General features: G+C 71.1%; 25 protein-coding genes. 13 read left to right on the top strand and 12 right to left on the bottom strand.

What is annotated here, in order from left to right:
• Window positions 1-3: 3 nt before the first annotated feature.
• The gene (locus tag ACFSC0_RS03125) at window positions 4-1,164 is read right to left on the bottom strand and encodes an MFS transporter (protein WP_377280569.1); all 1,161 of its coding nucleotides are present in this window, start codon (window positions 1,162-1,164) and stop codon (window positions 4-6) included.
• Between the two features lie 245 nt (window positions 1,165-1,409).
• On the opposite strand from ACFSC0_RS03125, the gene ACFSC0_RS03120 reads away from it, so the two are divergent.
• Window positions 1,410-4,073 carry a TonB-dependent receptor gene (locus ACFSC0_RS03120; protein ID WP_377355066.1) on the top strand — a complete coding sequence of 888 codons (2,664 nt, stop codon included), beginning with the start codon at window positions 1,410-1,412 and terminating at the stop codon, window positions 4,071-4,073.
• An 87-nt stretch (window positions 4,074-4,160) separates the two neighbouring features.
• Here ACFSC0_RS03120 and ACFSC0_RS03115 read toward each other — a convergent pair whose 3' ends face one another.
• The 5 genes from ACFSC0_RS03115 to ACFSC0_RS03095 form a co-directional block, all read right to left on the bottom strand.
• A complete protein-coding gene (locus tag ACFSC0_RS03115; RefSeq protein ID WP_377280571.1) occupies window positions 4,161-4,751 on the bottom strand; it encodes a TetR/AcrR family transcriptional regulator in 591 nt (196 codons plus the stop codon).
• A gap of 29 nt (window positions 4,752-4,780) precedes the next feature.
• The gene (locus ACFSC0_RS03110; protein ID WP_377280572.1) at window positions 4,781-6,052 is read right to left on the bottom strand and encodes a cytochrome P450; all 1,272 of its coding nucleotides are present in this window, start codon (window positions 6,050-6,052) and stop codon (window positions 4,781-4,783) included.
• A 105-nt stretch (window positions 6,053-6,157) separates the two neighbouring features.
• Window positions 6,158-8,476 carry a hybrid sensor histidine kinase/response regulator gene (locus tag ACFSC0_RS03105; protein WP_377280573.1) on the bottom strand — a complete coding sequence of 773 codons (2,319 nt, stop codon included), beginning with the start codon at window positions 8,474-8,476 and terminating at the stop codon, window positions 6,158-6,160.
• Between the two features lie 84 nt (window positions 8,477-8,560).
• Window positions 8,561-9,133 (bottom strand): AAA family ATPase, encoded by a 573-nt coding sequence (locus tag ACFSC0_RS03100; protein ID WP_377280574.1) that lies wholly within the window; start codon window positions 9,131-9,133, stop codon window positions 8,561-8,563.
• Complete coding sequence (locus ACFSC0_RS03095; protein WP_377280575.1) at window positions 9,106-10,554, bottom strand: DEAD/DEAH box helicase; 1,449 nt, start codon at window positions 10,552-10,554, stop codon at window positions 9,106-9,108. The genes ACFSC0_RS03100 and ACFSC0_RS03095 overlap by 28 nt, the downstream gene beginning before the upstream one ends.
• Window positions 10,555-10,947: 393 nt before the next feature.
• On the opposite strand from ACFSC0_RS03095, the gene ACFSC0_RS03090 reads away from it, so the two are divergent.
• On the top strand, window positions 10,948-11,559 hold the full coding sequence (locus tag ACFSC0_RS03090; protein WP_377280576.1) for a glutathione S-transferase family protein: 612 nt from the start codon (window positions 10,948-10,950) through the stop codon (window positions 11,557-11,559).
• Between the two features lie 52 nt (window positions 11,560-11,611).
• Here ACFSC0_RS03090 and ACFSC0_RS03085 read toward each other — a convergent pair whose 3' ends face one another.
• Window positions 11,612-12,223, bottom strand: coding sequence for an NUDIX hydrolase (locus tag ACFSC0_RS03085; RefSeq protein ID WP_377280577.1), 612 nt, complete (start codon window positions 12,221-12,223; stop codon window positions 11,612-11,614).
• Window positions 12,224-12,668: 445 nt separating this feature from the next.
• Between ACFSC0_RS03085 and purC the strand changes: the two genes are divergently transcribed.
• The 3 genes from purC to ACFSC0_RS03070 are packed head-to-tail and all read left to right on the top strand — an operon-like array spanning window position 12,669 to window position 14,625.
• Entirely contained in the window at window positions 12,669-13,424 is a 756-nt protein-coding gene (purC, locus tag ACFSC0_RS03080; protein WP_377280706.1) for a phosphoribosylaminoimidazolesuccinocarboxamide synthase, read from the top strand.
• A gap of 26 nt (window positions 13,425-13,450) precedes the next feature.
• Entirely contained in the window at window positions 13,451-14,158 is a 708-nt protein-coding gene (locus tag ACFSC0_RS03075; RefSeq protein ID WP_377280578.1) for an HAD family hydrolase, read from the top strand.
• On the top strand, window positions 14,155-14,625 hold the full coding sequence (locus ACFSC0_RS03070) for a GFA family protein (protein WP_377280579.1): 471 nt from the start codon (window positions 14,155-14,157) through the stop codon (window positions 14,623-14,625). Before ACFSC0_RS03075 ends, ACFSC0_RS03070 begins: the two co-directional genes overlap by 4 nt.
• Window positions 14,626-14,646: 21 nt before the next feature.
• Here ACFSC0_RS03070 and ACFSC0_RS03065 read toward each other — a convergent pair whose 3' ends face one another.
• The gene (locus ACFSC0_RS03065) at window positions 14,647-16,521 is read right to left on the bottom strand and encodes a PAS domain-containing protein (protein ID WP_377280580.1); all 1,875 of its coding nucleotides are present in this window, start codon (window positions 16,519-16,521) and stop codon (window positions 14,647-14,649) included.
• Window positions 16,522-16,806: 285 nt separating this feature from the next.
• Here ACFSC0_RS03065 and ACFSC0_RS03060 point away from each other — a divergent pair, with 285 nt between their 5' ends.
• Window positions 16,807-17,853, top strand: a complete 1,047-nt coding sequence (locus tag ACFSC0_RS03060; RefSeq protein ID WP_377280581.1) for a methyltransferase — start codon at window positions 16,807-16,809, stop codon at window positions 17,851-17,853.
• Between the two features lie 12 nt (window positions 17,854-17,865).
• Here the strand turns inward: ACFSC0_RS03060 and ACFSC0_RS03055 are convergent, their stop codons facing one another.
• On the bottom strand, window positions 17,866-18,915 hold the full coding sequence (locus tag ACFSC0_RS03055; protein WP_377280582.1) for an alpha/beta hydrolase: 1,050 nt from the start codon (window positions 18,913-18,915) through the stop codon (window positions 17,866-17,868).
• 10 nt (window positions 18,916-18,925) lie between these two features.
• The gene (locus tag ACFSC0_RS03050; RefSeq protein WP_377280583.1) at window positions 18,926-19,942 is read right to left on the bottom strand and encodes an alpha/beta hydrolase family protein; all 1,017 of its coding nucleotides are present in this window, start codon (window positions 19,940-19,942) and stop codon (window positions 18,926-18,928) included.
• Window positions 19,943-20,064: 122 nt separating this feature from the next.
• On the opposite strand from ACFSC0_RS03050, the gene mutT reads away from it, so the two are divergent.
• From mutT to ACFSC0_RS03035, 3 genes are read left to right on the top strand one after another with little or no spacing between them, the layout of a single operon-like run.
• Entirely contained in the window at window positions 20,065-20,472 is a 408-nt protein-coding gene (gene mutT, locus ACFSC0_RS03045) for an 8-oxo-dGTP diphosphatase MutT (protein ID WP_377280584.1), read from the top strand.
• A gap of 56 nt (window positions 20,473-20,528) precedes the next feature.
• Window positions 20,529-21,347 carry a kinase gene (locus ACFSC0_RS03040; RefSeq protein WP_377280707.1) on the top strand — a complete coding sequence of 273 codons (819 nt, stop codon included), beginning with the start codon at window positions 20,529-20,531 and terminating at the stop codon, window positions 21,345-21,347.
• Window positions 21,348-21,388: 41 nt separating this feature from the next.
• Window positions 21,389-22,654, top strand: coding sequence for an NAD(P)/FAD-dependent oxidoreductase (locus ACFSC0_RS03035; protein ID WP_377355064.1), 1,266 nt, complete (start codon window positions 21,389-21,391; stop codon window positions 22,652-22,654).
• 3 nt (window positions 22,655-22,657) lie between these two features.
• Here the strand turns inward: ACFSC0_RS03035 and ACFSC0_RS03030 are convergent, their stop codons facing one another.
• A complete protein-coding gene (locus ACFSC0_RS03030) occupies window positions 22,658-22,984 on the bottom strand; it encodes a hypothetical protein (RefSeq protein WP_377280586.1) in 327 nt (108 codons plus the stop codon).
• 110 nt (window positions 22,985-23,094) lie between these two features.
• Window positions 23,095-24,000: a methyltransferase domain-containing protein gene (locus ACFSC0_RS03025; protein WP_377280587.1), complete on the bottom strand. Its 906-nt coding sequence runs from the start codon at window positions 23,998-24,000 to the stop codon at window positions 23,095-23,097.
• Here ACFSC0_RS03025 and ACFSC0_RS03020 point away from each other — a divergent pair.
• Genes ACFSC0_RS03020 through ACFSC0_RS03005 form a run of 4 tightly spaced genes read left to right on the top strand, consistent with a single transcriptional unit; the run spans window position 23,999 to window position 26,380 of the window.
• Window positions 23,999-24,787 (top strand): ComF family protein, encoded by a 789-nt coding sequence (locus ACFSC0_RS03020; RefSeq protein WP_377280588.1) that lies wholly within the window; start codon window positions 23,999-24,001, stop codon window positions 24,785-24,787. The two genes, ACFSC0_RS03025 and ACFSC0_RS03020, sit on opposite strands and share 2 nt — an antisense overlap.
• 34 nt (window positions 24,788-24,821) lie before the next feature.
• Window positions 24,822-25,085: a glutaredoxin 3 gene (gene grxC, locus ACFSC0_RS03015; RefSeq protein ID WP_377280589.1), complete on the top strand. Its 264-nt coding sequence runs from the start codon at window positions 24,822-24,824 to the stop codon at window positions 25,083-25,085.
• 39 nt (window positions 25,086-25,124) lie between these two features.
• A complete protein-coding gene (locus tag ACFSC0_RS03010; RefSeq protein WP_377280590.1) occupies window positions 25,125-25,946 on the top strand; it encodes a carbon-nitrogen hydrolase family protein in 822 nt (273 codons plus the stop codon).
• 5 nt (window positions 25,947-25,951) lie between these two features.
• Entirely contained in the window at window positions 25,952-26,380 is a 429-nt protein-coding gene (locus ACFSC0_RS03005) for a DUF1178 family protein (protein WP_377280591.1), read from the top strand.
• The last annotated feature ends 38 nt before the right edge of the window (window positions 26,381-26,418 follow it).

Raw genomic sequence — 26,418 nt, 5'->3', positions numbered from 1 at the left:
GGCTCAGGCGCCGCTCGCTTCGAGGCGGCTCCGCGCCGCCCGGGCGAGCACGACCGCGGCCCCGCAGGCGGCCAGCGCCACGGCCAGGGCGGCCAGGCCGAAGCGATAGGACGACGCCTGGGCCAGCGCGCCCACGCCCATCACCGCGCCGCCGAACACCGCCGAGGCGCCGAGCGCCCGCAGGGAGCCCATGGTCGCCCGCACGGCCGAGGGGCTGGCGTCCTGCATGCGGGCCTCGAGGTTGATCTCCATGGTCTTGAACACGCCGGCCATGACGATCAGCAGCCAGGCGGTGACCGGCGTCAGGAAGGCCGCCACCAGGCCGAGCAGCGCTGCCTGGGCCAGGAAACCGTAGCCGAACCAGCCGGCGGGCAGCCTGCGCCAGCGGTGGGCGAAGGCGCTGGCGATGAGCTTCATGGCGCTGAGCGCCGTCATGTAGAGAGCGATCTGCGCGGCCGTCAGGCCGGCGTCCTGGACGATCACCGGACCGTAGTCCTGCAGCACGCCGCCCAGGCCGGTGGCCAGCAGCAGCGGGATCATGAAGCCCAGCACGGTGCGGTTGCCCAGCGTCTCGGCCACGGCCGCCGCAAAGCCGCCGACGTGCACTTCGGCCAGCTTGGGCGCGCGCGGGAGGATCGCCGCGCAGCCCGCCGCGACGGCCCCCGAAGCGACGCTCAGCCACAGCACCAGCGGATAGCCGAACCGGATCGCCCCGGCCGCGCCGAGCGAGGCCAGCAGCACGCCCGCCGCCTGCACCGCATGGGCGCGCCCGATCACCTTGGCGTACTCGCCCTCGCGCCCGACCGAGCGCAGCTCGTCGTAGACCACGGCCTCGTAGGTCCCAGTGGTGAAGGCGCTCTTCACCCCCCAGAGCGCCAGACCGATCAGGAAGCCCCAGAAGCTGGGCCAGGCCAGCCAGACGAGGAAGCCGCCGCAGCGGGCCACCTGCGCCAGGCACAGGATCCAGCGGCGGGACCAGTGGTCGGCGGCGACGCCGGCCGGCCCGTGCAGGACGATGGTCGCCGCCGACCAGGCCGTCATGATCGTCGACAGCTCGAGCGGCGAGACGCCCTTGTCGACGAACATCACCGCGTACAGCGGATAGATCAGCACGAAGGCGTCGAAGAACCTCAGCGCATAGATCTTGGCGAGGAAGGCGTTCATGCCGGCGGCAGCCCCTTGGAGTCTCCCGAGTAGCACGAGTTTCGGCCCGGCGCCGGGACCGCCCGCGAGCCGCCCCGCTCTGGGCTGCGCTGACTAGCGGCTGCGCTTGCCTAACGCCGTTCACCCAATGCAGCCTTCCCCTACGGCCCCGCTGAGAGGGCCTTCAACAGAACATGCGCGCCGCTCGGCCGCGTATGGGAGGGATCGATATGGGCAGGTGGACGTGGAGCGCTTCGGCGCTCGTGTTGACGTTGGTCGTTCCGGGCCTGGCGGCGGCCCAGGACAGCGTGGTCGAGGAACTGATCGTCACCGCCCAGAAGCGGGAGGAGTCGGTCCAGGACGTGCCGATCGCCGTCTCGGCGTTCGGCGAGGAGGCGCTGAAGGCCCGGCGCATCGACGGGGCGCAGAACCTCGTGGAGTCGGTGCCCAACCTGACGTTCACGCGGCGCGCCCTGCGCAGCAACTTCCAGATCCGCGGCGTCGGCGCCCAGCTGGTCTCGGCCTCCGGCGACGACGGCGTGGGCGTGCACCACAACAACGTGCCGCTGACCACCAACCGGTCCGCGGACGCCGAATTCTACGACGTCGAGCGGGTGGAGGTGCTGCGCGGGCCGCAGGGCACCCTGTTCGGCCGTAACGCCACCGGCGGGGTGGTCAACGTCATCACCAACAAGCCGAGCGACCAGCTGGAAGGGTCGATCACCGTCGACTACGGCAACTACGACGCCGTGCGGATGAACGGCTTCGTCAACATCCCGCTGGGCGAGATCTTCTCGCTGCGGGTGGCCGGCTTCGGGCTGCAGCGCGAGGGCTACACCAAGAACCTGCTGAACGGGCAGGACATCGACGACCGGCAGATCTGGGCCGGCCGGGTGACCCTGGCCTTCGAGCCCACCGAGACCTTCCGCGGCTTCCTCTTGTGGGACAGCTTCGCCGAGGACGACAGCCGCGGGGCGCGCAAGCAGCTCTGCGTCAAGGACCCGGGGCTCAGCACCATCGGCGGCGTCGCCACCGGGGCGGCCCAGGTCGCCTTCACCCGCGGCTGCCTGCCGGCCGGCGTCTACGATCCGAACGCCTTCGGCACGACCAACCAGCTGGCCACCTTCAGCGGCATCATCGCCCGCCAGGTCGGCCTGCAGCCGGTCGACTCCTTCGCCGGCAAGACCATCTCCCGCGACCTGCGCGAGGTGGAGGTGGTGGGCAAACCCATCTACCGCCCGCGCGCCGAGCTCTACGAGCTGAACCTGGAGTGGGACGTCACCCCCGGCCTGACCGTCACCTCGCTGACCAGCTACAACGAGAACGAGACCTATTCCCGCGGCGACTCCACGGGCGGCTTTTCCTCGGTCACCTTCCCGAACTCGCCGCTGGCCCCGACCGGCGTGCTGAACGATCCGCAGTTCGGGCTGACCGACCGGCTGATGAGCGAGTCCGGCGGCCGCAGCCACAGCGAGCAGTGGACCCAGGAACTGCGCGTCCAGTCCAACTTCGACGGGCCGTTCAACTTCAACGTCGGCGGCATCTTCCTGGACTACGAAATCGAGACCATCACCTACGTGGCGACCAACGCGGCCACGGCGGCGGTGCGCGTCGTCCAGCCGCTGGCCTATGTGGACCCGCTGCGCGAGCCGGACTTCACCGGCCACAACTACTTCGTCAGCCTGACCGAGTACCAGCTGACGTCCAAGGCCGCGTTCGGCGAGGTCTACTGGCAGGCGATGGACGACCTGCGGGTCACGCTGGGCCTGCGCTACACCGATGACGAGAAGTGGACGCGCGGCAGCGGCTCGACCCTGTTCGCCCCCGGTCGCGGGCCGATCTGGACGCCCGAGCAGGAGGCCCAGTTCCAGGAGACCACCGGGCGGCTCAACGTCGACTGGTCGCCCGACCTGGGCTTCACCGACGACACCCTGATCTACGCGTCCTACTCCAAGGGCTACAAGGGCGGCGGCTTCAACCCGCCGGGCGTGGTGGCGCTGGGCCTCAACGCCACCTTCGACCCCGAGTTCGTCAACGCCTGGGAGATCGGGGCCAAGAACACCCTGCTGAACGGGGCCCTGCTCCTGAACCTGACGGGCTTCAAGTACGACTACGAGGGCTACCAGATCGGCCGCAGCGTCAACCGGTCGGTCTACAACGAGAACATCGACGCCGAGATCGCCGGCCTGGAGCTGGAGGCGGTGTGGCGGCCCATCGAGCCGCTGCGGCTGAACGCCAACATCGGCTACCTGCAGACCGAGATCCAGGAAGGCCTGGTGGTCGACACCCACAACCGCACCCTGGGCGACCCCAACTACGTCTACGCCAACGCCACCAGCGGCGGCTGCGTGCTGGTCGCCTCGGGCGTGGCGCAGATCCTGTCCACCCCGGCCGGGGTCGCGACCCTGACCAACAGCGCCTGCTCGGGCCCGACGGCGATCACCAACGGCCTGATCGCCCGCGGCGTGCCGGCGGCCCAGGCCCAGGCGCTGTCCGCCGCGGCCCACGCCTTCGGGCCCAACGTCGCCCGCTACTCCAGCGGGGCCGGGGAGGGGCTGATCCAGGACCTGGCCGGCAACGAGCTGCCCAACGCGCCCGAATGGACGGTGTCCCTGGGCGCCCAGTACGAGTGGCGGTTCGGCGGCAGCTGGAGCGCGACGCTCCGCGGCGACTACTATTGGCAGGCCGAAAGCATGATGCGGTACAACAACGCCTTCTTCGACCGCATCCAGGCCTGGGAGAACGTCAACGCCAGCCTGACGTTCGAGAACGCCGACCTCGGCCTCACCATCCAGGCCTACGTCCGCAACCTGCTGGACGAGGACACCATCGTCGGCTTCGACATCGCCGACGAGAACCTGGGCGCGACCCGCAACATCTTCCTGCTCGACCCGCGGCTCTACGGGGTGGCGGTCACGAAGCGGTTCTGATTTCGGACCGCGCGGCGGATCACTCCCCTCCCGCCGGGCACGCGGCTCCACCTCAAGGGCGGCGCGGATCTCGCGCCGCCTTTTTCCTTATCGGCGCAGGTAGAGGCCCTCGAGGCCCTGGATCACATCGCCCATCAGCTCCGGCCCGCCGGCGCCGCTGAGGGTGAGGGAGGCCGCGCCGTGGGTCGCCGCCCAGACGGCCAGCGCGATCTTGTCGGCCGGCGTGGAGGCGCGCGCCAGGACCGGCGAGCCCTCGACGAACACCTGGATGGTCCTCATGGCCAGGGCGCGGGCGGCGCTGACCTGCGGGGCGTGGGCGATCGTCGGGTCGAACATCAGGCCGTAGAGCGCCGGCCGGTCCTGGGCGAAGGCGAAATAGGCCAGGGCCCAGGCGCGCACCCGCCCGCCCTCGGCCGCCTCGCCGCCCGCCCGCTCGACCCTGCGGCGCAGCTCCTCGAAGCCGGCCGCGGCCAGCTCGGCCAGCAGCGCCGACTTGCCGTCGAAGTGGTGGTAGAGCGAGCCGGCGGTGATGCCGGCCCGCGCGGCCAGGTCGCGCAGGTTCAGCGCCTGCAGCCCCTCGCGCTCGAGGATGTCCAGCGCCTCGTCGAGCAGCCGGGCGCGGACGTTGCCGATCTGGTAGGCGCCTCGCCGCGGCGCGGCCTTGTCAGGGTTCTCCATCCACCCTCGATCGGCGTGCGACATGAGCCTCAGTTACGCTTCGGAATGACGACCGGCAGCGTCTCATATCCTTTGACGAAAACCGAGTGGGTTCGCGTGGGCTCTGCGACGAGCTCGACCACGGGGAACCGCTTGAGGATCTCCTCCCAGATGATGGTCAGCTGCAGCTCGGCCAGGCGGTTGCCGACGCAGCGGTGGATGCCGAAGCCGAACGACAGGTGGTTCCGCGGCCGAGGCCGGTCGATGATGTAGCTTTCCGGATCCTCGATCTGGGTCTCGTCGCGGTTGCCCGAGACGTACCACATCACCACCCGGTCGCCCTCGCGGATGGTCTTGCCGCCCATCTCGAAATCGCGCGTGGCGGTGCGGGCCATATGGGCCAGCGGCGTCTGCCAGCGGATGGTCTCCGAGACCATGGACGGGATCAGGGCCGGATTGGCCCGCAGCTTGTCGTATTGGTCCGGGTTCTTGTTCAGTGCGTAGATCGAGCCGGAGATGGTGTTCCGGGTCGTGTCGTTGCCGCCGATGATCAGCAGCACGACATTGCCGTGGTACTCGTGGATGTCCATGCCGCGGGTGGCCTCGCCGTGGGCCAGCATGGAGATCAGGTCGAAGGCCGGCTCGGCGTTGACCCGCTGGTTCCACAGCTCGGTGAAGGCGGCGAAGCACTCCTCGCCCTCGCGGCGCTTCTGCTCCCAGCTGGTCACCGGCCCGTGGCCCGGCGCATTGGTGAAGATGTCCGACCAGTGGGTCAGCTCGCGGCGCTTCTCGAAGGGGTAGTCGAAGAGGGTGGCCAGGGTCATGGCCGTCAGCTCTTTCGAGACCAGGTCGACCCAGTCGAACTCCTCGCCGATCGGCAGCCCGTCGAGGATCTGCCCGGCGCGCTCGCGGATCACCGGCGCCATGCGGTGCAGGTTGGCCGGGGCGACCGCCGGGCTCACCGTCTTGCGCTGCACGTCGTGCTTGGGCGGGTCCATGGAGATGAAGCTCGGCCGCGTCGGCCGGCCCACGGTCTGGGCCTTGGACTCCAGGCTCTGCAGGGTGATCCCGTCGGCGGAGGAGAAGACCTCGTGGTTGGTGTCCACCGCCATGATGTCCTGGTAGCGGACGACCGACCAGAACGGCCCGTAGGCGCCGTCCGGGGTGAAGTGGACCGGCGCCTCCTTCCTGAGCCGCTCGAAGTAGGGCCACATGGCGTCCTGGGCGAACAGCTCCGGCTGGGCCGGGTTGAGCGTCTCGAGCGGCTCGGCGTAGGCGCGGGCGCGGACGTCGCGCCGAAGGTCGATGGATCCGTCGCTCATGGGTCGTCTCCCATCCCGTTCGGGCCCGGCTCTTGCGGCCGGCGCTCTCAATCGGTCGATGGCGCCCGTCCAAACGACGTTTTGCAAGCGCCAAGCGCCCCCGCGTCAGTGCAGGACGCGGCGCAGGATGTGGGAGAGGGCTTCCACGGAATAGGGCTTGCGCAGGAGCTCGAAGTCCTGGGCGCCCTGTTCGGCGAGCGCATCGCTGTAGCCGGTCGTCAGCACCACCGGCAGCGACGGCCACCGGCGGCGCAGCTCTTCGGCCAGCTCGACGCCGCTCATGCCGGGCATCACCACGTCCGAGAACACCAGGTCGAACGCGCCCTCGGCCTCCAGCCGCTGCAGCGCCTCGGCCGCGTGCGCGGCCCACACGGTCTCGTAGCCGAAGTCGTGCAGCAGCTGGCGGGCGAACTCGCCGACCGCGGCGTTGTCCTCGACCACCAGGATGCGCGCCCGCCGCGCCGCCGGACCCACCGCCCCGGACCGCACGGACGCGGCCTCGGCGTCCGCCGGCTTGTCGGTGAGGGGCAGGTAGAGGGTGAAGGTCGCGCCGCGCCCCGGTTCGCTGTCCACCACGACCTCGCCGCCCGATTGCTTGGCGAAGCCGTAAACCTGCGAGAGGCCCAGTCCCGTGCCCTTGCCGACCTCCTTGGTCGTGAAGAAGGGCTCGAAGATCCGCTCCATCCGGTCGCGCGGAATGCCATGGCCGGTGTCGGCGACCGAGACCGCCACGAACTCGCCGGCGGCGCGGCGGCCGGCGCGCGGCACGTGATAGGCCCTGCGCAGCCCAATGGTGAGCCGGCCTTCGCCGTCCATGGCGTCGCGCGCGTTCACCGCCATGTTGATCAGCGCCGTCTCGAACTGGCTGCGGTCGGCCTCGATGTGGCAGACGGCGTCGGTCAGCTCCGTCACCACCTCGATCCGCGGGCCGACGACGCTCTGGATCATCCGCGAGACCTCGCCGATCCGCTGGCCGACGTCGAATACCACCGGCCTCAGCGCCTGGCGGCGGGCGAAGCTGAGCAACTGGCTGGTCAGCTCGGCGGCCCGGTCGGCGGTGTCGGAGATCGCGTCCACGTAGCGGCGGCGCTTGGCCTCGTCCACGTCATGCCGGCGCAGCAGGTCCGCGGACGAGCGGATGATGGTCAGCAGGTTGTTGAAGTCGTGGGCGATGCCGCCGGTCAGCTGGCCGATGGCCTCCATCTTCTGGGACTGGCGCAGCTGTTCCTGGGCGGTCTTCAGCTCGCTGATGTCGCGGCCCTCGGCGACCAGCCACAGGACCTGGCCGGCCTCGTCCATCACCGGCTTGAGGCTGAAGTCCACGGTGGCGACGACGTCTCCGGCCCCCCGCATGACGTGCTCCTCGCGCACCACCTGGCCGGCCGCGGCGCGGCGCACGCCGGCCTCGACGGCCGCCTGCAGCTCGGCGTCGTCGCGCATCGGGGCGGCGAGCCAGAACGGGCGGCCGACGATCTCGTCCGGCTGGATGCGGCTCCAGCGCAGGGCTGTGCGGTTGACCTCGACGACGACGCCGTCGGGGGTGAGGAGCGCCATGAACTGCAGGGCGGAGTCGAAGATGGCGCGGAAGCGGCGCTCGCTCTCCCCCAGGGCGGCCGTGCGGTCGGCGACCTGCCGCTCCAGGTTCTCGTTCAGCTCCCTCAGCGCCCGCTCGTTCTCTTCCAGCGCCGCCTGGGCCCGGCGAAGGTGGGTGACGTCCTGGATCAGCGCATAGAGGCCAAGCACGCGCCCGTCCGGCGCGCAGTGCGGAATGTGGTCCACGAGGCTGAGCAGCGTCTCCTCGCCGCGCGGGAAGGGGACCTCGTAGGTCACCCGCTCTCCCGCGAGCGCACGCTCCACATAGGGGCGGCGCACTTCGTACAGTTCGTCCCCGAACACTTCGCGCAGCGTGTGGCCGAGGATCTGGTCGAGCGGGCGCTGGAAGCGCTCTTCGTAGGCCCGGTTGGCGAACTGGAAGCGCTGGTCGGCGTCGATGTAGGAGATCAAGACCGGCATGGCGTCGGTGATGGCGCGCAGCCGGGCCTCGCTGATGTCCAGCCGCGCGCGGACCTGCAGCTCCTCCTCCACGTCGCGGAACAGGATGCAGATGCCGCCGTCGGGCGTCGGCCTCACCTTGGCCTCGACCCAGCGGCCCACGGCCATCGAGCGGGTGTGGATCTGCACCGGCTGGCGTTCGCGCATCACCTGCTGGTGCGCCCGCCACAGGTCGCTGCCGACGGCGTGCGGGAACAGCTCCCAGACGTCGCGGCCGAGCAGCTGGTCCCGCGAGCGTCCGGTGACGCGCTCGACCAGCGGATTGACGTAGGTGAAACGCCAGTCCGGCGACAGGGCGTAGAAGCCGTCGCTCATGGTCTCGAGCAGGTCGAACGGGTCGACCGGGGGCTTGCGCGGTTCAGCGCCGTCCACTTCGAGCCGCCCTGGGATCGCCGCCGTACGTCACGCCGTTAGCCATACCCCGGCCGGGCCGCGGTTAACAGCCGCCAAGCGCCTCTAAACCATGGAGATTATCCGATCCAGGCGGGCCGACCGCTCAGCGGGCGGGATCTCGATGAGGTCGAAGCCCAGGCGCCGGTAGACCGCTTCATGGGTCTGCTCGAAGGCGAGGGCGGCCTCGAAGGTGATGCGCCGGACCGCCGTGCGTTCGATGAAGCCCAGGTTGCGGACGAAGAAGACCTGGCGCGCGAACACGCCCGCCGCAGCCAGCCGCTCGGCTTCCCGCGCCAGGGGCGAGGGAACCGGCCGGCCGAGGTGCTCGGCCAGGGCGAGGGTGCAGAACGGGGAGCGGTCGTGGAACTGGACCGGGCCGGCGTCGCCGGCCGCCCGGAGGCGCTCCAGCTGGAGCGCGAGGATCTGGTCGAGGAAGTCGGGTTCGAGATGCGGCTGGGCGAGGCCCCTGGCCAGCATCCGCGCGTTCACCTCCGTCGCCGCCTCCTCGACGACCGGGAAACCCCGGCCGGCGAGGGCGCGGATCAGGGTGGTCTTGCCGGCGCCAGGCGTGCCGGTGAGGACGTAGCGCCTCACCGGCCGCCCGGACGTCAGCGGGTGGAGGTCCAGTTCGACCACGGCGAGCCGCCGCCGGAACCGCCGCTGGAGCCGCCGCCTTGCGAGCGCTTGCGGCCGCGGCCGCCGGCCGGCTTGGCCGCCGCCCGGCCTTCGCCGCCGTACGCCGGCTTGTTGGCCGGACGGGCCTCGCCGCCATGCGGCTTGGCGCCGTGTCCGCCGTGCGGCTTGGCGCCCGAGCGGCGCCCGCGGGCGCTGTGCGAGGGCCGGTCGTCGCTGCGGTGCGGCTGGGCGGGACGCTCTTCGCGCACGCCCTTCAGCTCGCCCATGACGGCCAGCGCCGCGCCGAGGTGGCGGTCGTTGCGCCGGTCGAAGGACGGGATGGTCTGGCGCGTCACCTTCTGGATGTCGCGCAGCAGGTTCCGTTCGTCGTCGGCGCAGAAGGCCACGGCCGAGCCCTTGGCCCCGGCCCGGGCGGTCCGCCCGATCCGGTGGACGTAGGCTTCCGGCACGTTCGGCAGTTCGTACTGGACGACGTGGGTGACCGCGTCGATGTCGATGCCGCGCGCGGCGATGTCGGTGGCCACCAGGGCCCGGACCTGGCCAGCCTTGAAGGCGGCCAGGGCGCGCTCGCGCTGGCCCTGGCTCTTGTCGCCGTGGATGGCCGCAGCCTCCACGCCGCCCTGTTCAAGCGACTTGGCGACCCGGTCGGCCCCGCGCTTGGTGCGGGTGAAGACGATCACACGGGTGAAGGCGGCGTCGTCGAACAGCTCGGCCAGCAGGGCGCGCTTGCGCTGCTGCTCGACGAACACGACCTGCTGGTTGACCCGCTCGACGGTGGTCGATTGGGGCGCAACCTCCACCCGCAGCGGCTCCTTCAGCAGCTCGCCGGCCAGCTTGCCGATCTCGCCCGGCATGGTGGCCGAGAAGAACAGGTTCTGGCGCACCTTGGGGATCTCGCGGACGATCTTGCGGATCGGCACCACGAAGCCGAGGTCGAGCATCTGGTCGGCCTCGTCGAGGACGAAGATCTCGGTCGCGCTCACGCTGATGGACTTCTGCTCCATGTGGTCGAGCAGGCGGCCCGGGGTGGCGACGAGCACGTCGACGCCGCCGGCAAGGGCGCGCATCTGGGCGCCGTACTTCACGCCGCCGAACACTACGGCGACGGTGAGGCCCAGGTGCCGGCCGTAGGTCTTGAAGCTGTCGCCGATCTGGGTGGCGAGTTCGCGGGTCGGCGAGAGCACCAGCACGCGGCAGCTGCGCCGCGGGGCCGGCTTGCGGTCGTCCGCCAGCCTCTGGAGGATGGGAAGGGCGAAGGCGGCGGTCTTGCCGGTGCCGGTCTGGGCGATGCCCAAGAGGTCACGGCCGGAGAGCACGCCCGGGATGGCCTTCGCCTGGATCGGGGTCGGCGTTTCGTAGCCTTCTTCGGCCAGAGCCTTGAGAAGCGGCTTCGAGAGGCCGAGTTCGGAAAACTGAGTCAAAGTCTTTGCGTCTTTCACGTTGCGCAAAGGGCGGGCGCACGGCTTGGCCGTGGCTCGCTGTTCGCGCGGTCTTTTTGGGAAGCGCCCCGCGTGGCCGGGCGATCGATGATCTTCTGGGCGCTACGACAGGCTGGACCCGAGAATGGGTCCCTCACGCGGCTGGAGCGCCAATAGCGCCCACTCGGGGCGCGGGGCCTACATCGGGGTGCAGGCGGTTAAAGTCAAGTAAAGGCGGCGATTGCGCCGCAGGGGGCCGGCGGCGGCAAACGCGCCGGCAGGTCAGATCCGGAGCGCCGTCGACGCCTTTTCCGCTCCGCGCATGTCGGCGCCGGCGCGCCTGCTGCGTCCTTTGGCTACGGCCCGGATGTGGCCACGGCGCAACGGAGACGCACCATGTCGATCACCCTCTATGAGCTGCAGCCCACCCGCTCGACCCGGGCCCGCTGGACCCTGCTGGAACTCGGCTTGCCCTACGAGAGCATCGAGGGGCCGGAGGTGTTCGCCATGCCAGAGCTCGCCGCGATCCACCCGCTCAGCAAGCTCCCAGCGCTGCGCGACGCCGGCCGGCCGCTGTTCGAGTCCGCCGCCATCTGCAACTGGCTCGCCGACAGCCATCCGGAAGCCGGTCTGGTCGCCCCCTCCGGCACGTGGGCGCGGGCCCTGCACGACCAGTGGGTGGCCTTCACGCTCTCCGAGATCGAAGCCTTCCTCTGGCATACCGCCCGAAACCTCTTCGTTCTGCCGGAGGAAGAACGCGTCCCGGCCGTCTATCCCCAGAACGAGGCCGCCGCCAGGCGCGGCCTCGCCGTGCTCGACGTCCACCTGCGGGACAAGGAATGGCTGGTGGAAGACCGCTTCTCGCTCACCGACATCTTCACCGGCTACGCGACCTCCTGGGCTCATTGGCAGGGGATGACGGCCGATCTGGCCAACGTCACCGCCTACGTCGAGCGCCTGCAGGCCCGGCCGCTCTGCACCTATCGGCAGGACGTCTTCGGCCAGTGACGCAGGAGCCTCGCAAACCAGGCAGAAGCTTCCACGCGAATAGGTCCGCTCCTTATGGTCCTGCCGAGGCCGCCTTTCTCGCTGCGAGGGCCGCCGCAAGCATCGCCCGGTGGCGATCCGTGACGGCGCTGAACGCCGCCCTCGCAGACATCAGCCGCGAGCGCACTTCGCCCTGGGTGGGGTCACGGCCTCGCCGGTCATAGCGCGCGCATTCGGTGAGATAGATGACGTTCGCGAAGTCGCACCAATCGTGCGGGGGCGCAGGGCCGGCGTGTTGGAAATGCAGGAAGGCGAACGGGCGGAGCTCGCCGACGTGCCACCCGCACTCTTCCAGGAGTTCGCGACGGACCGTCGCTTCCAGGCTCTCGCCCGGCTCGCGGCGACCTCCGGGCATGACGTGGCGCGTGCCCTCGGACTCGCTCACCACCACGACCCGGCGGCCTTTGAACAGGACGGCGCGGACCGCCGACACCAAGACGTCCGGCACAGCGATCGCCGCGGTGTAACCCCGCACACGCAGCCGTCCCTGCGGTCGCTGCACCTCATGGTCGAAGAAGGGCTGGTGGGCCGCGAGCAGGGGTGCGAACGCCGCCGCAGCCTCGGACTGGCTCACGGTGGGGGCTGCCGTGCGCACGTCGGCAGTCGGTGTCGAGCCGTCGCTCATCCGGCGATCCTAATAGGTTCCGGTCGTATCCTTCGAGCGTCTTTGCGAGGCGTGCATGCCTTGCGCTCCAACCCCGCGAGCTATTGCCCCCGGCGCGGTTCATGGCATACAGGGCCCCACGCGTCAGGCGCGCGTCCGGTCCGCGGAAAGGGCTTCAAGCCCGCCCCCAGAACTGTGCGTACCACCCGCCCTTCTTTCGGCCCGTCATGCGGACATCGGGCTCCTTGAAAGGAGGACGATCATGCCCGGCGCACTTCCCCCCAATCCTGATCTTCGTCGACTCCGCGACCTCGCGCGAACCCTGCAACGGGATTGCCGAGCGGGCGATCCGTCCGCGCAACGTCGGCTCCTGGCGGTCTTCCCGGACGCCGATCCGGCGAACGTGGCCCTCTCGAAAGCCCTGACGGTGGTGGCGAGGGAGCATGGCCACCCCAGCTGGCCCCGGCTGAAGGCCGAGGTCGAGGCGAGACGATCCTCGAACTCCCGCCGCAGGAAGGTCTACGAGGGCAAGGCCAAGATCCTCTACGAGGGGCCGGAGCCCGGCACCCTGATCCAGCACTTCAAGGACGACACGACCGCCTTCGACGCCGAGAAGCGGGCGGTGCTGGAGGGTAAGGGCGTCATCAACAACCGCATCAGCGAGTTCGTGATGACCCGGCTGAACGCCATCGGGGTGCAGACCCACCTCATCGAGCGGCTCGGTCCGAGCGACCAGCTGATCCGGGAAGCCGAGATCATCCCGCTGGAGGTGGTCTGCCGCAACATCGCCGCGGGCTCGCTCTCGCAGCGCTTCGGCCTGCCCGAGGGCCAGCCGTTGCCGCGGCCGATCGTCGAGTTCTACCTGAAGGACGACAGGCTGCACGACCCGATGGCGGCCGAGGAGCACATCGCAGCCTTCGCCTGGGCCTCGCCGCAGGAGATCGACGACATCCGGGCGCTGACGCTCAGGGTCAACGACGAGCTCCGCGGGGTGTTCGGCGCGGTCGGCATCACCCTGGTGGACTTCAAGCTGGAGTTCGGGCGCGTTCGGGACGGCGATGTCTCGCACATCATCCTGGCCGACGAGATCAGCCCCGACAGCTGCCGACTCTGGGACTCCGCCACCCAGGAGAAGCTCGACAAGGACCGCTTCCGCCGCGACCTCGGCGGCGTCGTCGAGAGCTACGCGGAAGTGGCCCGCCGCCTCGGCGTCATGTCGTAGCTGCTTGGTGGACGGACGCACGCCCTGTGACCTTGCCTTACCGCCCCAGCGCCGTCGTCTTCGACATGGACGGCCTCCTGTTCGACACTGAGGCGCTCTGGCAGGAGGCCCTCCTCTCCACCGCCGCCGAATGCGGGCTCGAGATTCCGAGCGAGGTCTACGACAAGTCGATCGGCGTGCGGCGGTCGCAATGTCGGGGCCTGTTCACGTCGCACTTCGGCGAGGACTTCCCCTTCGACGATTTCCACACCGATTGGCGACGCCATTTCTGGCTGATCGCCGAGACTAAGGTCGCCTTGAGACCGGGCGTCCCTGAGTTGCTGGACCTTCTGGACCGGCTGACGCTGCCGCGCGCGATCGCCACCTCCTCGTCACGAGCGACCGTGGAGCGCCACCTGGCTGTGCACGGCCTGACGGAGCGCTTCCACACGATCGTCTGCCGCGGCGACTACGAGCAGGGCAAACCTGCGCCCGATCCATTCCTGAAGGCCGCCGAGCGGTTGGGCGTCGAACCTCGCCTGTGCTTGGCCCTGGAGGACTCCCACATCGGTGTCCGCTCGGCTTCCGCGTCCGGCATGATGACCGTGATGGTCCCCGATCTGCTCGAGCCGACAGAGGACATCTGCACACTCTGCGACTTTGTCGCGCGCGATCTCCACGAGGTCTGCGATCTGGTTGTGGGCTGCGGGCAAGAGCGATCGCGTGCAGGATGGCGAGAATGGAGGCGGGCATGAACACCACCGGAGGGTGCCAGTGCGGGGCGGTGCGGTTCCGCGTCGAGGGCGAGCTGGGCGAGGCGTCCATCTGCCACTGCCGTATGTGTCAGAAGGCGATGGGCGGCCTCTTCGGCCCATTCGTGAGCGCGCCGGCCGAGGCCCTGGTGTGGACGCGCGGCGAGCGCAAGCGCTTCCAGAGCTCGAACAAGGTGCATCGCGGGTTCTGCGGCGATTGCGGCACGCCGCTCACCTATGAATACGCCGGCGCCAGGCACATCGGTCTGGCGATCGGGGCGCTCGACCGGCCCGCCGAGGCGCCGCCGGCCGAACAGCTGGAATCGCCGGAGCGCGTGCCCTTCTTCGACGATCTCGCCAGTCTGCCGGTGCACCGGACCGACGAGCCGAGGGCCGCGGCCCACCTGGCCGGCATCGTGTCGTATCAGCACCCCGACCACGACACCGCCGAGTGGCCGCCGAAGGGCTGAGGTCGCCGTGCCCCTGACCCCTCACGAGGGGGAAGAGACGGGTATCGCGTTCGACAACGGCGCTTCCAGCACGCAGGTGAGCCCTTCCTCCCGCCAGGTCAGCGTCGTCGCCCCGCCGATCGCTCCGCGCAGCGCGCGCTCCAGGACCGTCGCGCCGAAGCCGAGCTGGGCGGGCCGGCGTACGGGCGGCCCGCCGGTCTCCTCCCAGGTCAGCCGCAGCACGCCGCCGCGAGCGGTCCACGCCACCTTCACCCGCCCGTCCGGTCCTTTGAGCGCGCCGTGCTTCACGGCGTTGGTGGTCAGCTCGTGCACCGCCATCGCAAGGCCCTGAGCGAGCGCGGGGCTGAGCGGCAGGCCGGGCCCCTCGATCTCGACGCGCTGCAGGTCGCCCAGGACGAAGGCGCGCAACTCTTCCTCGACGAGCTGACGCAGGTCGGCGCCGTTCCACCGCGAAGCGGCCAGGAGCTGGTGGGCGCGGGCGAGCGCATCGACCCGACCGAGCACGATGGACCTTAGGGTGTCGGCGTCGTCCGCCCGGCTGAGCCGCACCGCGCCCTGGACCACCGACATCAGGTTGTTCGCCCGGTGGTCGACCTCGCGCATGAGCAGCTCGAGCCTCTCCTCCGAGGCCTTACGCTCGGAGACGTCGCGGTAGAAGATCGCCAGGCCCTGATCGGTCGGATAGGCGCGGGTCTCGAACCAGAGCGAGCGTCCATCGACGTACTGATAGCCGTGCTGCAGCTCTGCGGGCCGCCCGGTCTCCATCGCCTTGCGCAGCATCGCGCCCAGATCCGAGTCCTCGGAGCCGGGCCAGAGCTCCCAGTGCGTACGTCCCAGGATCTCGTCTCGCGACCGCCCGTCGAGCCTCAGCCCCTCCGGATTGATCGCCGTAACGCGGTAGCGGCGGTCCAGCAGGATGAACCCCTCGGCCATGCTCTGGAGGACGCGCGCCATCTGGCTCTCGGCCGAGGCGCGGGTCAGCGCCGACCACGTCCGTTCGGCGACCTGATGCACCAGATCGCGGTCGGCGGCCGTCCAGCGCCTGGGGCGGCCGTCGTGGACATACATGGCGGCGATCATCCGGCCGCCCTTGAGCAGGCTCACAGTCAGGACCGAGCGCATCTGGAGCGCGGCGAAGGCCGCCCGCGCCTCCGGCGAGTCGAAGCGCGGGTCGGTCGTGACATCGTCGATCGACAGGGGCTCGCCGGCCTTCAGGGCGTTCCAGATCTCGGGACCGAAGGCGGCCAGGTCGTGGGTGCCGTTGTGGTGCGGGATCGTCCCGTCGGTCCAGTTGTTGGCGGTGGTGAAGTAGCGCGCCTCGAAATCCACCTCGCCGTATCCGACGCGGCCGGCCTGAAGCTCCTCGCCCACCGCGCGCTGCGCCGCCGCGATGATGGCCGCCGGGTCGGAGAGATCCATCAGCTCGCGCTCGAGCTTCAGCCAGAACGCCTGGGTTCGGTTGGCCGCGACCTCCCAGGTCGTCTCCCGCAACGGGCAGAAGATCCCCAGCACCCGCTGCTGCTCGTCCCGGACCGGCGTGTAGGAGAAGGCGAAGTGCGCCTCTTCCGGATAGCCGTTGCGGTGAACGACAAGCCGGATGTCGGGCATATGGATGGGCTCGCCGGCGAAGGCGCGCGCCATGATGGGCCTCAGGTCCTCGGCGAGCTCGGGCCAGACCTCGAAGAACGGCCGCCCCAGGGCGCCGCGATGGCGGGCGCCTAGGATGGGCGCGTAGCCGTCGTTGTAGATCATCGTGCGCTCGGGGCCCCAGAGCAGCAGCATCGGCTGGTCGGCGTCGAGCATCACGTCCACCAGCGTCTTCAGCGCAGACGGCCACTGGGCGGGCGGGCCGAGGGAGGAGTGCTCCCACGCGTGCGCGCGGACAGCCTGGCGCATGCGGGACTGGACAGCGAAGGGCGCGCGATCGGCGGACACGAACATCTTGGGGAAACGCCGCAGCGGGCGGTGAAGCTAAGAGCCTGTTCCTTCACGAGATATCTTGTGAACGCAAGCGAGGCCGTGAGCCTTTGTCCGGCCAGGATCCAGGATCGTCCGCAGGCCTGCGCGCCGCCGCCCCGAAGGGGCCCCGACAGGGCTTCCACGCAAGCGACCGCCTCTGCGAAATAGTGACTCCGGTTCGGCGAACGGTGAGACTGTTCGTCAAAACGACGGGAGTGAGCCATGGGCGCCGACAACCCCTTTGTTGCAATCCAGGACCTTTCCGCGGGCTACTTCGCCTCGCGCTGCCTTCACGTAGTGGCGGAACTGGGCGTGGCGGATGCGCTGGACGAGGCGGGGATGCGGGTCGAGCGGCTCGCCGAGCAGACAGGGGCCGATCCCGACGCGCTCGCGCGCATCCTGCGCCTGCTTCAGACCCATGGCGTCTTCGGCCTCCAGGACGGGGTGGTCACCCACACGCCGGCGTCCCGGCTCCTGCGTTCGGACGACCCGCGGTCGCTACGCGACTTCACCCGGATGTTCGGGCTGACGCTGAACTGGCGCAGCGCCGAGCTTCTGCTGGAGGCGGTCAGAACCGGGACGGCGGCGGCGCCCCGCGCCTTCGAAGGCGGCTTCTGGGCGCGCCTGGAGCAGCATCCCGAGGAGGCCCGGATCTTCGACTCGGCCATGACCGCCAAGGCCATGGGCCAGGTGGGCGCGATCACCGCCGCCTACGACTTCTCCGGCTTCCGCCACGTGGTGGACGTGGGCGGCGGGCAGGGACATCTGATCCGGGCGATCCTGCGCGCCTGTCCCGAGGTGCGCGGAACCCTGTTCGACCTGCCGCATGTGGTGGAGGCCGCCCGTGGCGGCGGGGACGAGGGCGGTCGGCTGGCCTTCCAGGGCGGCGACTTCTTCAAGGACCGCCTGCCGGAGGCCGACGCCTACATCCTGATGGAGATCATCCACGACTGGGCCGACGCGCCGGCGGCGGAGATCCTCGCCGGCGTCCGCGCCAGCGCGCCGGCGGGGGCCAAGCTCCTGATCATCGAGACCGAGGTTCCGGAAGGGCCGGGGCCGGACTGGTCGAAGACCCTGGACATCGTGATGCTGACGCTCTTCGCGGCCCGCCAGCGGACGGCCGAGGAGTACCGCGTCCTGCTGGAGGGCCAGGGCTTCGAGATCCGGCGCGCGATCGACACCGGCGCCGGGATATCGGTGTTCGAGGCGCAGTCCGGCGGGGCGCCGGTCACGAGATCGGCCGGCGGCCTGCAGTCCACCGTTGGGTGAGGGCCGGCGACGTCAGCCCCCGCCCTGCGCCTTGCCGCCCTTGGCCGACACCATCAGCTTGACGATCTCCTCGGTGATCCTGGGCTCCAGGCCTTCGGTGTGCCCCTTGTCGAGGCGGACGACGTCGGCGACCACCCGGCCGTCCTTGCAGTTCGGGTAGGTGTAGACCTCCGCCTTGCCGGGACGGGCGCTCATGCCCCAGACGGGATAGCCCTTGCGCGCGGAGTCCTCCACATGGCCGGCCTGGTCGTCGACCACCTCGCGGCGCACGCGGGGCGCGCAGCCGAAGCGTTCGGCCAGCGGCGAGGTCTCGCCGAGGCTCTCGATCTCGTGCTGGCCGACCGCGAAGATGTGGGAGAAGTCGCAGGCCGGAGCGCCCGCCGCGCCCAGCCGCGCGCCGGCCGGGCGCGGGGCGGGGGGCTTGCCGTCGGGCCCGGGCGGGCCGAAGGCGGCGACGAAGGGCGCGGGTCCCACCCGGCCGCCGGACAGGCTGAGGAGGCCGTCCACCTTGTTCCTGTAGAAGTCCGAGCAGACGATCCGGTGGCTGGTCGCCCCGCCCTGGCTGTGGCCGGCCAGCCAGAACGACTTGATGTTCTCGCGGCCGAAGGCCTCGAACACCAGCTCGGTGATGTTCCGCAGGTGGGCGTCGTCCTTGTCCGGCATCCACATGCGCACGCCGGGGCCGGCGCCGCCGCCGATGTTCCCTGAGCCGTCGGCGGTCGGGGTTGCGACCACCAGCCGATACTTGTCCTTGTAGTCCACCGCCGGGAAGTAGTGGCGCTGCCAGTTCCCGATCGAGCCGGCGCCGTGGATGTTGAGGATGAGGACGACCTTCTCGCCCGGCTTCAGGTCGCACGGATAGTCCAGGAAGAAGCTGCGACCGGTCTTCTCGTCGACCACGTTGCCGCGGTTCCCCAGCGTCTCCGGCGTGCAGGACGCGCCGGAGCAGCGGGCGGGCGGCGGGGTCTGGCAGGCGATCCCGCCGATGTCGCGGGCCGCAGACGGGCTCGCCAGCGCCAGGCCCGCAAGCCCCGCCAGCCCCAACAGAAGTTTCTTCAGCATCTCATCCCCCTCAGCGTGCGCTCAGCATCAGCTTGACGATCTCTTCCGTCACGTTCGGCTCCAGGCCCTCGGTGTGGCCCTTGTCCAGCCGGATCACGTCGGCCACCACGCGGCCGTCGGCGCAGCCGGGATAGAGATAGACCCTTGCCGTGCCCGGCCGGGCGGCCAGGCCCCAGACCTTGTTCGGGTTGGCCTGCGGGCGGGTGTCGGCGACATAGCCGGCGCGGGTGTCGACCACGCCGGGACCGCGGGTCTGCGGCCCGCAGCCCAGCTTCTGCGCCCACCGGGACTCTGGCGGCAGGCCGGCGGTGGTCAGCTCATGCTCGCCTGACGAATAGATGTGGGAGAAGGGCGTCTCGGGCAGCACGGAGGCGTCCGCCGCCAGCCGCATCGGCGCCCCGGGCGTCGCGCCCGGCGGCGGCGGCGCGCCGGGGATGGGGGCGCGCACCTCCTCGCGCTTGGAGCCCAGCCGCCCGCCCGAGAGGCTGACCCAGCCGGTCAGCCGGTCCCGGAACGCCGGGTCGGTCATGATCAGCCGGTTGGAGGTCTGGCCGCCCAGCGAGTGGCCGGCCAGCCAGAACGCCTTGATGTTCTCCGGGCCGAAGGCGGCGTAGACCTGCTCGACGATGTTGCGCAGGTGCTGATCGTCCGGATCGGCCCGCCAGCCGTTGGCCGTTCCGCTCGGCGTGGCGATCACCAGCCGGTATTTCTCCTTCAGGTCGACGAGCGGGAAGTAGTGCCGCTGCCAGTTGCCGATCGAGCCGCCCCCATGAAGGTTCAGCACGAAGGTGACCTTCTCGCCCGGCTTCAGGTCGCACGGGTAGTCGAGGAAGAACTTGCGCCCGGTCTTCGGATCGACCGTGTTGCCCAGCTCCCGCAGCTGTTCGGCGGTGCAGCCGCTCGGCGCGCAGTGGAAGGGCGGCGGCGTCTCGCATTTGACGCCCCCGATGTCGCGCGCCTCGGCCGCGCCGGCCGTCAGCGCCGCGGCGCCGAGCCCCGCCAGCACGGCGGCAAGCCTCTTCCTCATCGCTTCCCCCATCCCCGATCCGCCACGACGTCGCGCGGATTTTGTTCTGTTGGCGAACAATCCCAACAAGCGCGGCCAAAATCAAGCTGCCAAGGCGCGGGCGAGGCCGTAGGAAGGCGCTCATGTCAGCAAAGCCCATCCTCCTTGTCGCCGCCTGCGCCCTCGTCGACGCCGACGGGCGGGTGCTGCTGTGCCAGCGGCCCGAGGGCAAGCAGCTGGCGGGGCTGTGGGAGTTCCCGGGCGGAAAGGTGGAGGCGGGCGAGACGCCGGAGGCCTGCCTGATCCGCGAGCTCCAGGAGGAGCTGGGCATCACGGTCGCCCAGGCCTGCCTGGCGCCCTTCGTCTTCGCCAGCCACGAGTACGAGAGCTTCCACCTGCTGATGCCGCTCTACCTGTGTCGGCGCTGGGAGGGGCAGGTGACCCGGCACGAGCATGCGGCGATGGCGTGGGTGAAGCCGACGAAGATGGGCGACTATCCGATGCCGCCGGCCGACGCCCCGCTGGTCGCCTGGCTGCGCGACCTGTTGTGACCGACTGGCTGGCGGCCTTCCGCAGCGCCGAGGCGCTGCCGGCGCAGTTCGAGGAGATGGTCGAGCGGCTGCACCGGCCGCTGGCGGAGAAGATCGCCGCCGAGGCCCGCGCGGCGGGCCGCTGCTGGATCGTCGGCGTCTGCGGGACGCAGGCGAGCGGCAAGTCCACCCTTTGCGCCGTCGTCGCCCGCCTGCTGGAGGCGCAGGGCCTGAAGGCGGCGGTGATCTCCGTCGACGACCTCTACCTGACCCGCGAGGAGCGTGAGGCGCTGGCCCGCGAGGTCCACCCGCTGCTGATCACGAGGGGCGTTCCCGGCACGCACGACGTGGCGCTCGGCCTGCGGCTGCTCGACGACCTGGCGCGCCCGGGGGCCGTGCGCCTGCCGCGGTTCGAGAAGGCGCGCGACACCCGCAAGCCGCCGGAGCAATGGGACGTCTTCCAGGGCCCCGCCGACGTGGTGCTGTTCGAGGGCTGGTGCGTCGGCGCCCGGCCGCAGGACGAGGCGGCTCTGGCCGCGCCGGTCAACGCCCTGGAGCGGGACGAGGACCCGGTCGGCGCCTGGCGCCGATACGCCAACGCCCAGCTCGCCGGGCCCTACCAGGACCTGTTCGGCCGGCTCGACCGTCTGGTGATGCTCGAGGCGCCCGGCTTCGAGACGGTGCTGGCCTGGCGGCGCGAGCAGGAGGCCAAGCTGCGGGCCCGGCTGATCGCCGAGGGCGGCGACCTCTCCCGCACCCTGGACGAGGCGGCCCTGGTCCGCTTCGTCGCCCACTACGAACGGCTGACGCGCCACATCCTGGCCGAGATGCCGGTGCGGGCCCATGTGGTGGCGAGGCTGGGGCCGGCGCGCGAGCTGGTCGACCTGCGGATTTGAGAGGTTCGGGAACCGATCCGCCCGAACAAGGCTAGGAGCCCATGGCGAGCGGCGCGCGAGTGATCATCGTCGGCGGCGGCTTCGGCGGCCTTGAGGCGGCCAGGGCCCTGTCCCGCGCCCCGGCCGAGGTGCTGCTGATCGACCGGCAGAACCACCACTGTTTCCAGCCGCTGCTTTACCAGGTCGCCACCGCCGCCCTGTCGCCGGCGGACGTGGCCTGGCCGATCCGCACCCTGCTGCGCCGTCAGCGCAACGCCACGGTGATCATGGCCGAGGTGGTCGGCGTCGATCCCGGCCGGCGGCAGGTGCGCACCAGCGCCGGGACCCACGACTACGATTTTCTGGTGCTGGCGACTGGAGCGACCCACTCCTACTTCAGCCACCCGGAGTGGGCGCCCGCCGCGCCGGGACTCAAGCGGATCGAGGACGCCACCGACATCCGTCGCCGCATCCTGACCGCCTTTGAACGAGCCGAGGCCGTGCAGGACGAGGCCGAGCGCCGGCGGCTGCTCACCTTCGTCATCGTGGGGGCGGGACCCACGGGGGTCGAGCTGGCGGGCGCCCTGGCCGAGGTGGCCCGCGACGCCCTGCCCGGGGACTTCCGCCGCATCGACCCGGCGAGCGCGCGCATCGTGCTGGTCGAGGCCGGCCCGCGCGTGCTGCCGGTCTTCCCCGATCCCCTGTCCGACTACGCCCGGCGGGCGCTGGAGCGGGCGGGGGTGGAGGTCATGCTGGGAGCCCGGGTGGTGGACGTGGGGCCCGACGGTGTGCGCCTGGAGGAGGGTGAGATCGCCGCCGGGGCCGTGCTCTGGGCCGCCGGGGTGGTCGCCTCGCCGGCCGCCGGCTGGGCCGGCGCCGAGGCCGACCGCGCCGGCCGCGCCGTCGTGGAGCCGGACCTCTCGGCGCCAGGCCGGCCCGAGGTGTTCGTCATCGGCGACACCGCCGCCGTCAGTTCGGAGGGCGGGCCGGTCCCGGGGATCGCGCCGGCGGCCAAGCAGATGGGCCGCTACGTGGGCCGGCTGATCGCCGCGCGGCTGGCGGGCCGGCCGGCCCCGCCGCCGTTCCGCTACCGGCATGAAGGAGACCTAGCCACCATCGGCCGGCGGGCGGCGGTGGTGAGCGTGCACGGCCTGAAGCTGACCGGCTACACAGCCTGGCTCTTCTGGAGCCTGGCGCACATCTACTTCCTGATCGGGCTGCGCAACCGGATCGCCGTGGCGCTGAACTGGGCGTTCAACTACGTCACCTACCAGCGCGGCGCCCGGCTGATCACCGAGCCGGCCGCCCCGCCGCCGCCGCCGGGCTGAGCGTCAGGGCGCCGCCGGCTCGGCGGCCGGCGCCTGGGCCGGCGTCGCGGGCAGGGCGGCGGGCTGCGAGACCGGCGCAGCGGCCGGGGCGGACGCGGCCGCGGGGGCCGCCGGCATCGGGTCGGTGTCCGGGCTGGAGGCCAGGAAGCCCGGGAAGTAGAGGCCCATGGTCAGGGCGATGAAGCCCGCCGCCAGCGCCCAGCCGAGCCAGATGAACACCTTCTCGCCGATGCTGGCGCGCGCGGAGTACTGGCCGTGGTCGTGCAGCTCGTGATGGACGCCCGGCTCGTCGCGGATCCCGGATTGCGGGGCGGTGGAGTCCAGAGACATTGCGATCCCTCGTGATGGTTCGCCTGTCTCAACAGCCCTGCGGCGGAGGCGTTCCGATTTCCCCACTTCCGGCATCGCCGGGCTTGTCCCGACGACCCAGCGGGAGCGCCTCAGCCCTTCGGCAGCTTGTGCTCCACGGTCCCGAGCGCGTCGGCGAGGCGGGCCTTGGCCGAGCCCGGCTTCAGGGGCTGCTGCTGGCTGGCGTGGGGCGCCCAGCCGGTCAGGGTGAGGATCTCGAAGGTGGCGTCGACCTTGCCGTCGGGGCCGGAGAACCGCTCGGCGTAGATCTCGCAGGTGCGGGCGATCAGGGCCCGGGTCAGCGGCCGTGGGTGGCGGTCGGCGAGCACGTTGGTCTCGCCCATCTGGCGAAGGTCCGCGAGCAGCCTCAGCGGATGGGAATAGCGCACGGTCACCCGGTCCACGTCGGCGACGGGCAGGGCGAAGCCGGCGCGCTGCAGCAGGCCGGCGGCGTCCAAGGCGTCGGCGAAGGGGGAGACGCGCGAGCCCGCGCCGCCCAGCAGGTCGATCTCGGCGGCCACCAGCGACTGGCGAAGCTCGGTCAGGGTCGCCCCGCCCAGGAAGGCGCCGATGAACAGGCCGTCGGGCTTCAGAGCCCGGCGGATCTGGATCAGCGCGCCGACGACGTCGTTGGTCCAGTGCAGCGAGAGGCTGGAGACCACCAGGTCCAGGCTCTCCGGCGCGAACGGCAGCCGCTCCTCGTCCAGCGCCACCCGCAGGCCGCGGCGGCCGGCCAGCATGGCTTCGGAAAGGTCCGCCTCGATCAGCGCGCCGACGCGGGGTGCGGCGTCGCTGGCCGCCAGCGCTTCGCGGAAGGCGCCGGTGCGGGCGCCCAGGTCGACGGCCAGGGGAAAGTCGCGCAGGATGGCTTCCAGGCGGCTGACGACGTCATTCGCCGCGCGCGCCTTGAGGAAGCCGGCGTCGTCGAAATCGGCGGCGGCCCGGGTCAAGCGCTTGCGGTGGAGGTCTCGGTCGAAGAGGCGGGGCGGGGCGGACATGGACCTGCAAGATGGCGTCTGGCGCGCCCTGAAACCAGGGCCAAGGGCCCGTGCATTCGGCCGCGGGCTGCTCGACCTGGTCTTCCCGCCCCACAGCCTGGACGAAGACCTGGCGCCCGCGCCGCAGAGCTCCGGCTTCTCGGCGGACGCCTGGAGCCGGATCGCCTTCGTCGACGGGCCGGTGTGCGACGGCTGCGGCGCGCCGCAGGAATTCGCCCTCGGCCCGGGCGGGCGCTGCGCGCCGTGCGAGGCGCGGCCGCACGCCTTCGCGCGGGCCCGGGCCGCCTGCCTCTACGACGAGGCCTCGCGCGGGGCGATCCTGAAGCTGAAGCATGCTGACCGCCTGGACCTGGCGCCGCTGTTCGCCCGCTGGCTCTCGCGGGCCGCGCGCGAGCTGATCACCGACGCCGACCTCGTGGCCCCTGTGCCGCTGCACCCGACCCGGCTGATCGCCCGCCGCTACAACCAGGCGGCCGAGATCGCCCGCCCGCTGGCGCGGATGAGCGGCCTCGCCTACGCGCCGGACGTGCTGAAGCGGATCAAGGCGACGCCCACCCAGGGCGGCCGTTCGGGCTCGGGGCGACGGCGCAACGTGGCCGGCGCCTTCGCCGTGCCCGCCTCGAAGGCGGCGGCGGTCCGCGGCCGGCGCGTGCTGCTGATCGACGACGTGCTCACCACCGGCGCCACCGCCGACGGCTGCGCGCGGGCGCTGCTGGCGGCCGGGGCGGTGGGCGTGGATGTCGCAGTGGTCGCACGCGTGCGCCAGAGCGAGCGACTCTCCATATGATGATCCTGTGACACCCTCCGGCGTTGAGAGAGCCATGACCGAGGTCACCATCTACACCAAGCCCTACTGCCCCTACTGCGTGCGGGCCGTGGCTCTGCTCGAGAAGAAGGGCGTCCCCTTCACCGAGATCGAAGCGGCCTTCGATCCGGAGAAGAAGAAGGAGATGATCCAGCGCTCGGGCGGCCGGATAACGTTTCCGCAGATCTTCATCGGCGAGACGCACATCGGCGGCTGCGACGACATGATGGCGCTGGAGCGGGCCGGCAAGCTCGACCCGCTGCTGCACGCGGCCGCCTAAGGGCTTGAATTCCGCGGCCAGGGCGGCGAAAGCCGGGCCATGAGCCTGCGCGCCGCCCTGATCCAGACCCGCACGCCCGCAACCCAGGACGCGGCGCTGGCCCACGTGCTGCCATTGGTCCGCGAGGCCGCCGCCCAGGGCGCGCAGCTGATCGCCACCCCCGAGGGGACCAACTTCCTCCAGAAGGACCGTGAGAAGCTCTTCCAGGTGCTCCGCACGCCGGAAGAGGACCCCGTGGTCCAGGGCCTTTCCCGCGCCGCGGCCGAGCTGAAGGTCTGGCTGCTGATCGGCTCGGCGCTGGTGAAGCGCCAGGACGGCCTGGCCGCCAACCGATCCATCCTGCTGGACCCGCAGGGCCGGATCGCGGCGACCTACGACAAGCTGCACATGTTCGACGTCGACCTGCCCACCGGCGAGACGGCGCGCGAGAGCGCCCTCTACACGCCCGGCGACCGGGCGGTGACGGCGCAGGCGGGCGAGGCGAAGCTCGGCCTCACCGTCTGCTACGACGTCCGCTTCCCGGCCCTGCACCGGGCGCTGGCGCTGGCCGGCGCGCAGGTGCTGACCGTGCCCTCGGCCTTCACCCGGCCGACCGGCGAGGCGCACTGGGAGGTGCTGCTGCGCGCCCGGGCGATCGAGACCGGGTCCTTCGTGCTGGCCCCGGCCCAGGGCGGCTTCCACGAGGACGGCCGCGGCACCTACGGCCACAGCCTGGCCGTCGCGCCCTGGGGCGAGGTGATCGGCAAGCTCGACCACGACGAGCCCGGGGTGCTTGCGATCGAGCTCGACCTTTCCCAAGTGGAGCGCGCCAGACGGGCGATCCCCGCCCTGAAGAATGCGCGAGGCTTTTCAGGCCCTTAAAGTCGATGATCCGTTACGCTCTCGCCTGCGACGCCGGCCACGAGTTCGAAGGCTGGTTCGGCTCCTCCACCGACTATGACGACCAGTCCGCCCGCGGCCTCCTGAGCTGCCCGGTCTGCGAGAGCGGCCAGGTGCGCAAGCAGATCATGGCCCCGGCGGTGACCGGCACCAAGCGCACCCGCCGCGAGGCGCCCGCGGCGCCGCGGGAGATGATGATGCAGGCGCTGGCCAAGGTCCGCGCCCACGTCGAGGAGAACTTCGACTACGTCGGCGACGCCTTCGCCGCCGAGGCCCGGGCCATCCATGAGGGCCGCTCGGAAAAGCGCGACATCTACGGCGAGGCGAGCCCGACCGAAGTGAAGAAGCTGGTCGAGGACGGCGTCCCCGTCGCCCCACTGCCGCCCGCGCCGCCCAAGCCCACCGAGATCAACTGAAAGCTCCGCTCATCCCGGCGAAGGCCGCGATGAGCGGG

Source organism: Phenylobacterium terrae, from assembly GCF_042681205.1.
GTDB lineage: Bacteria > Pseudomonadota > Alphaproteobacteria > Caulobacterales > Caulobacteraceae > Phenylobacterium > Phenylobacterium terrae.
This window is presented reverse-complemented; position numbering and strand designations above follow the sequence as displayed.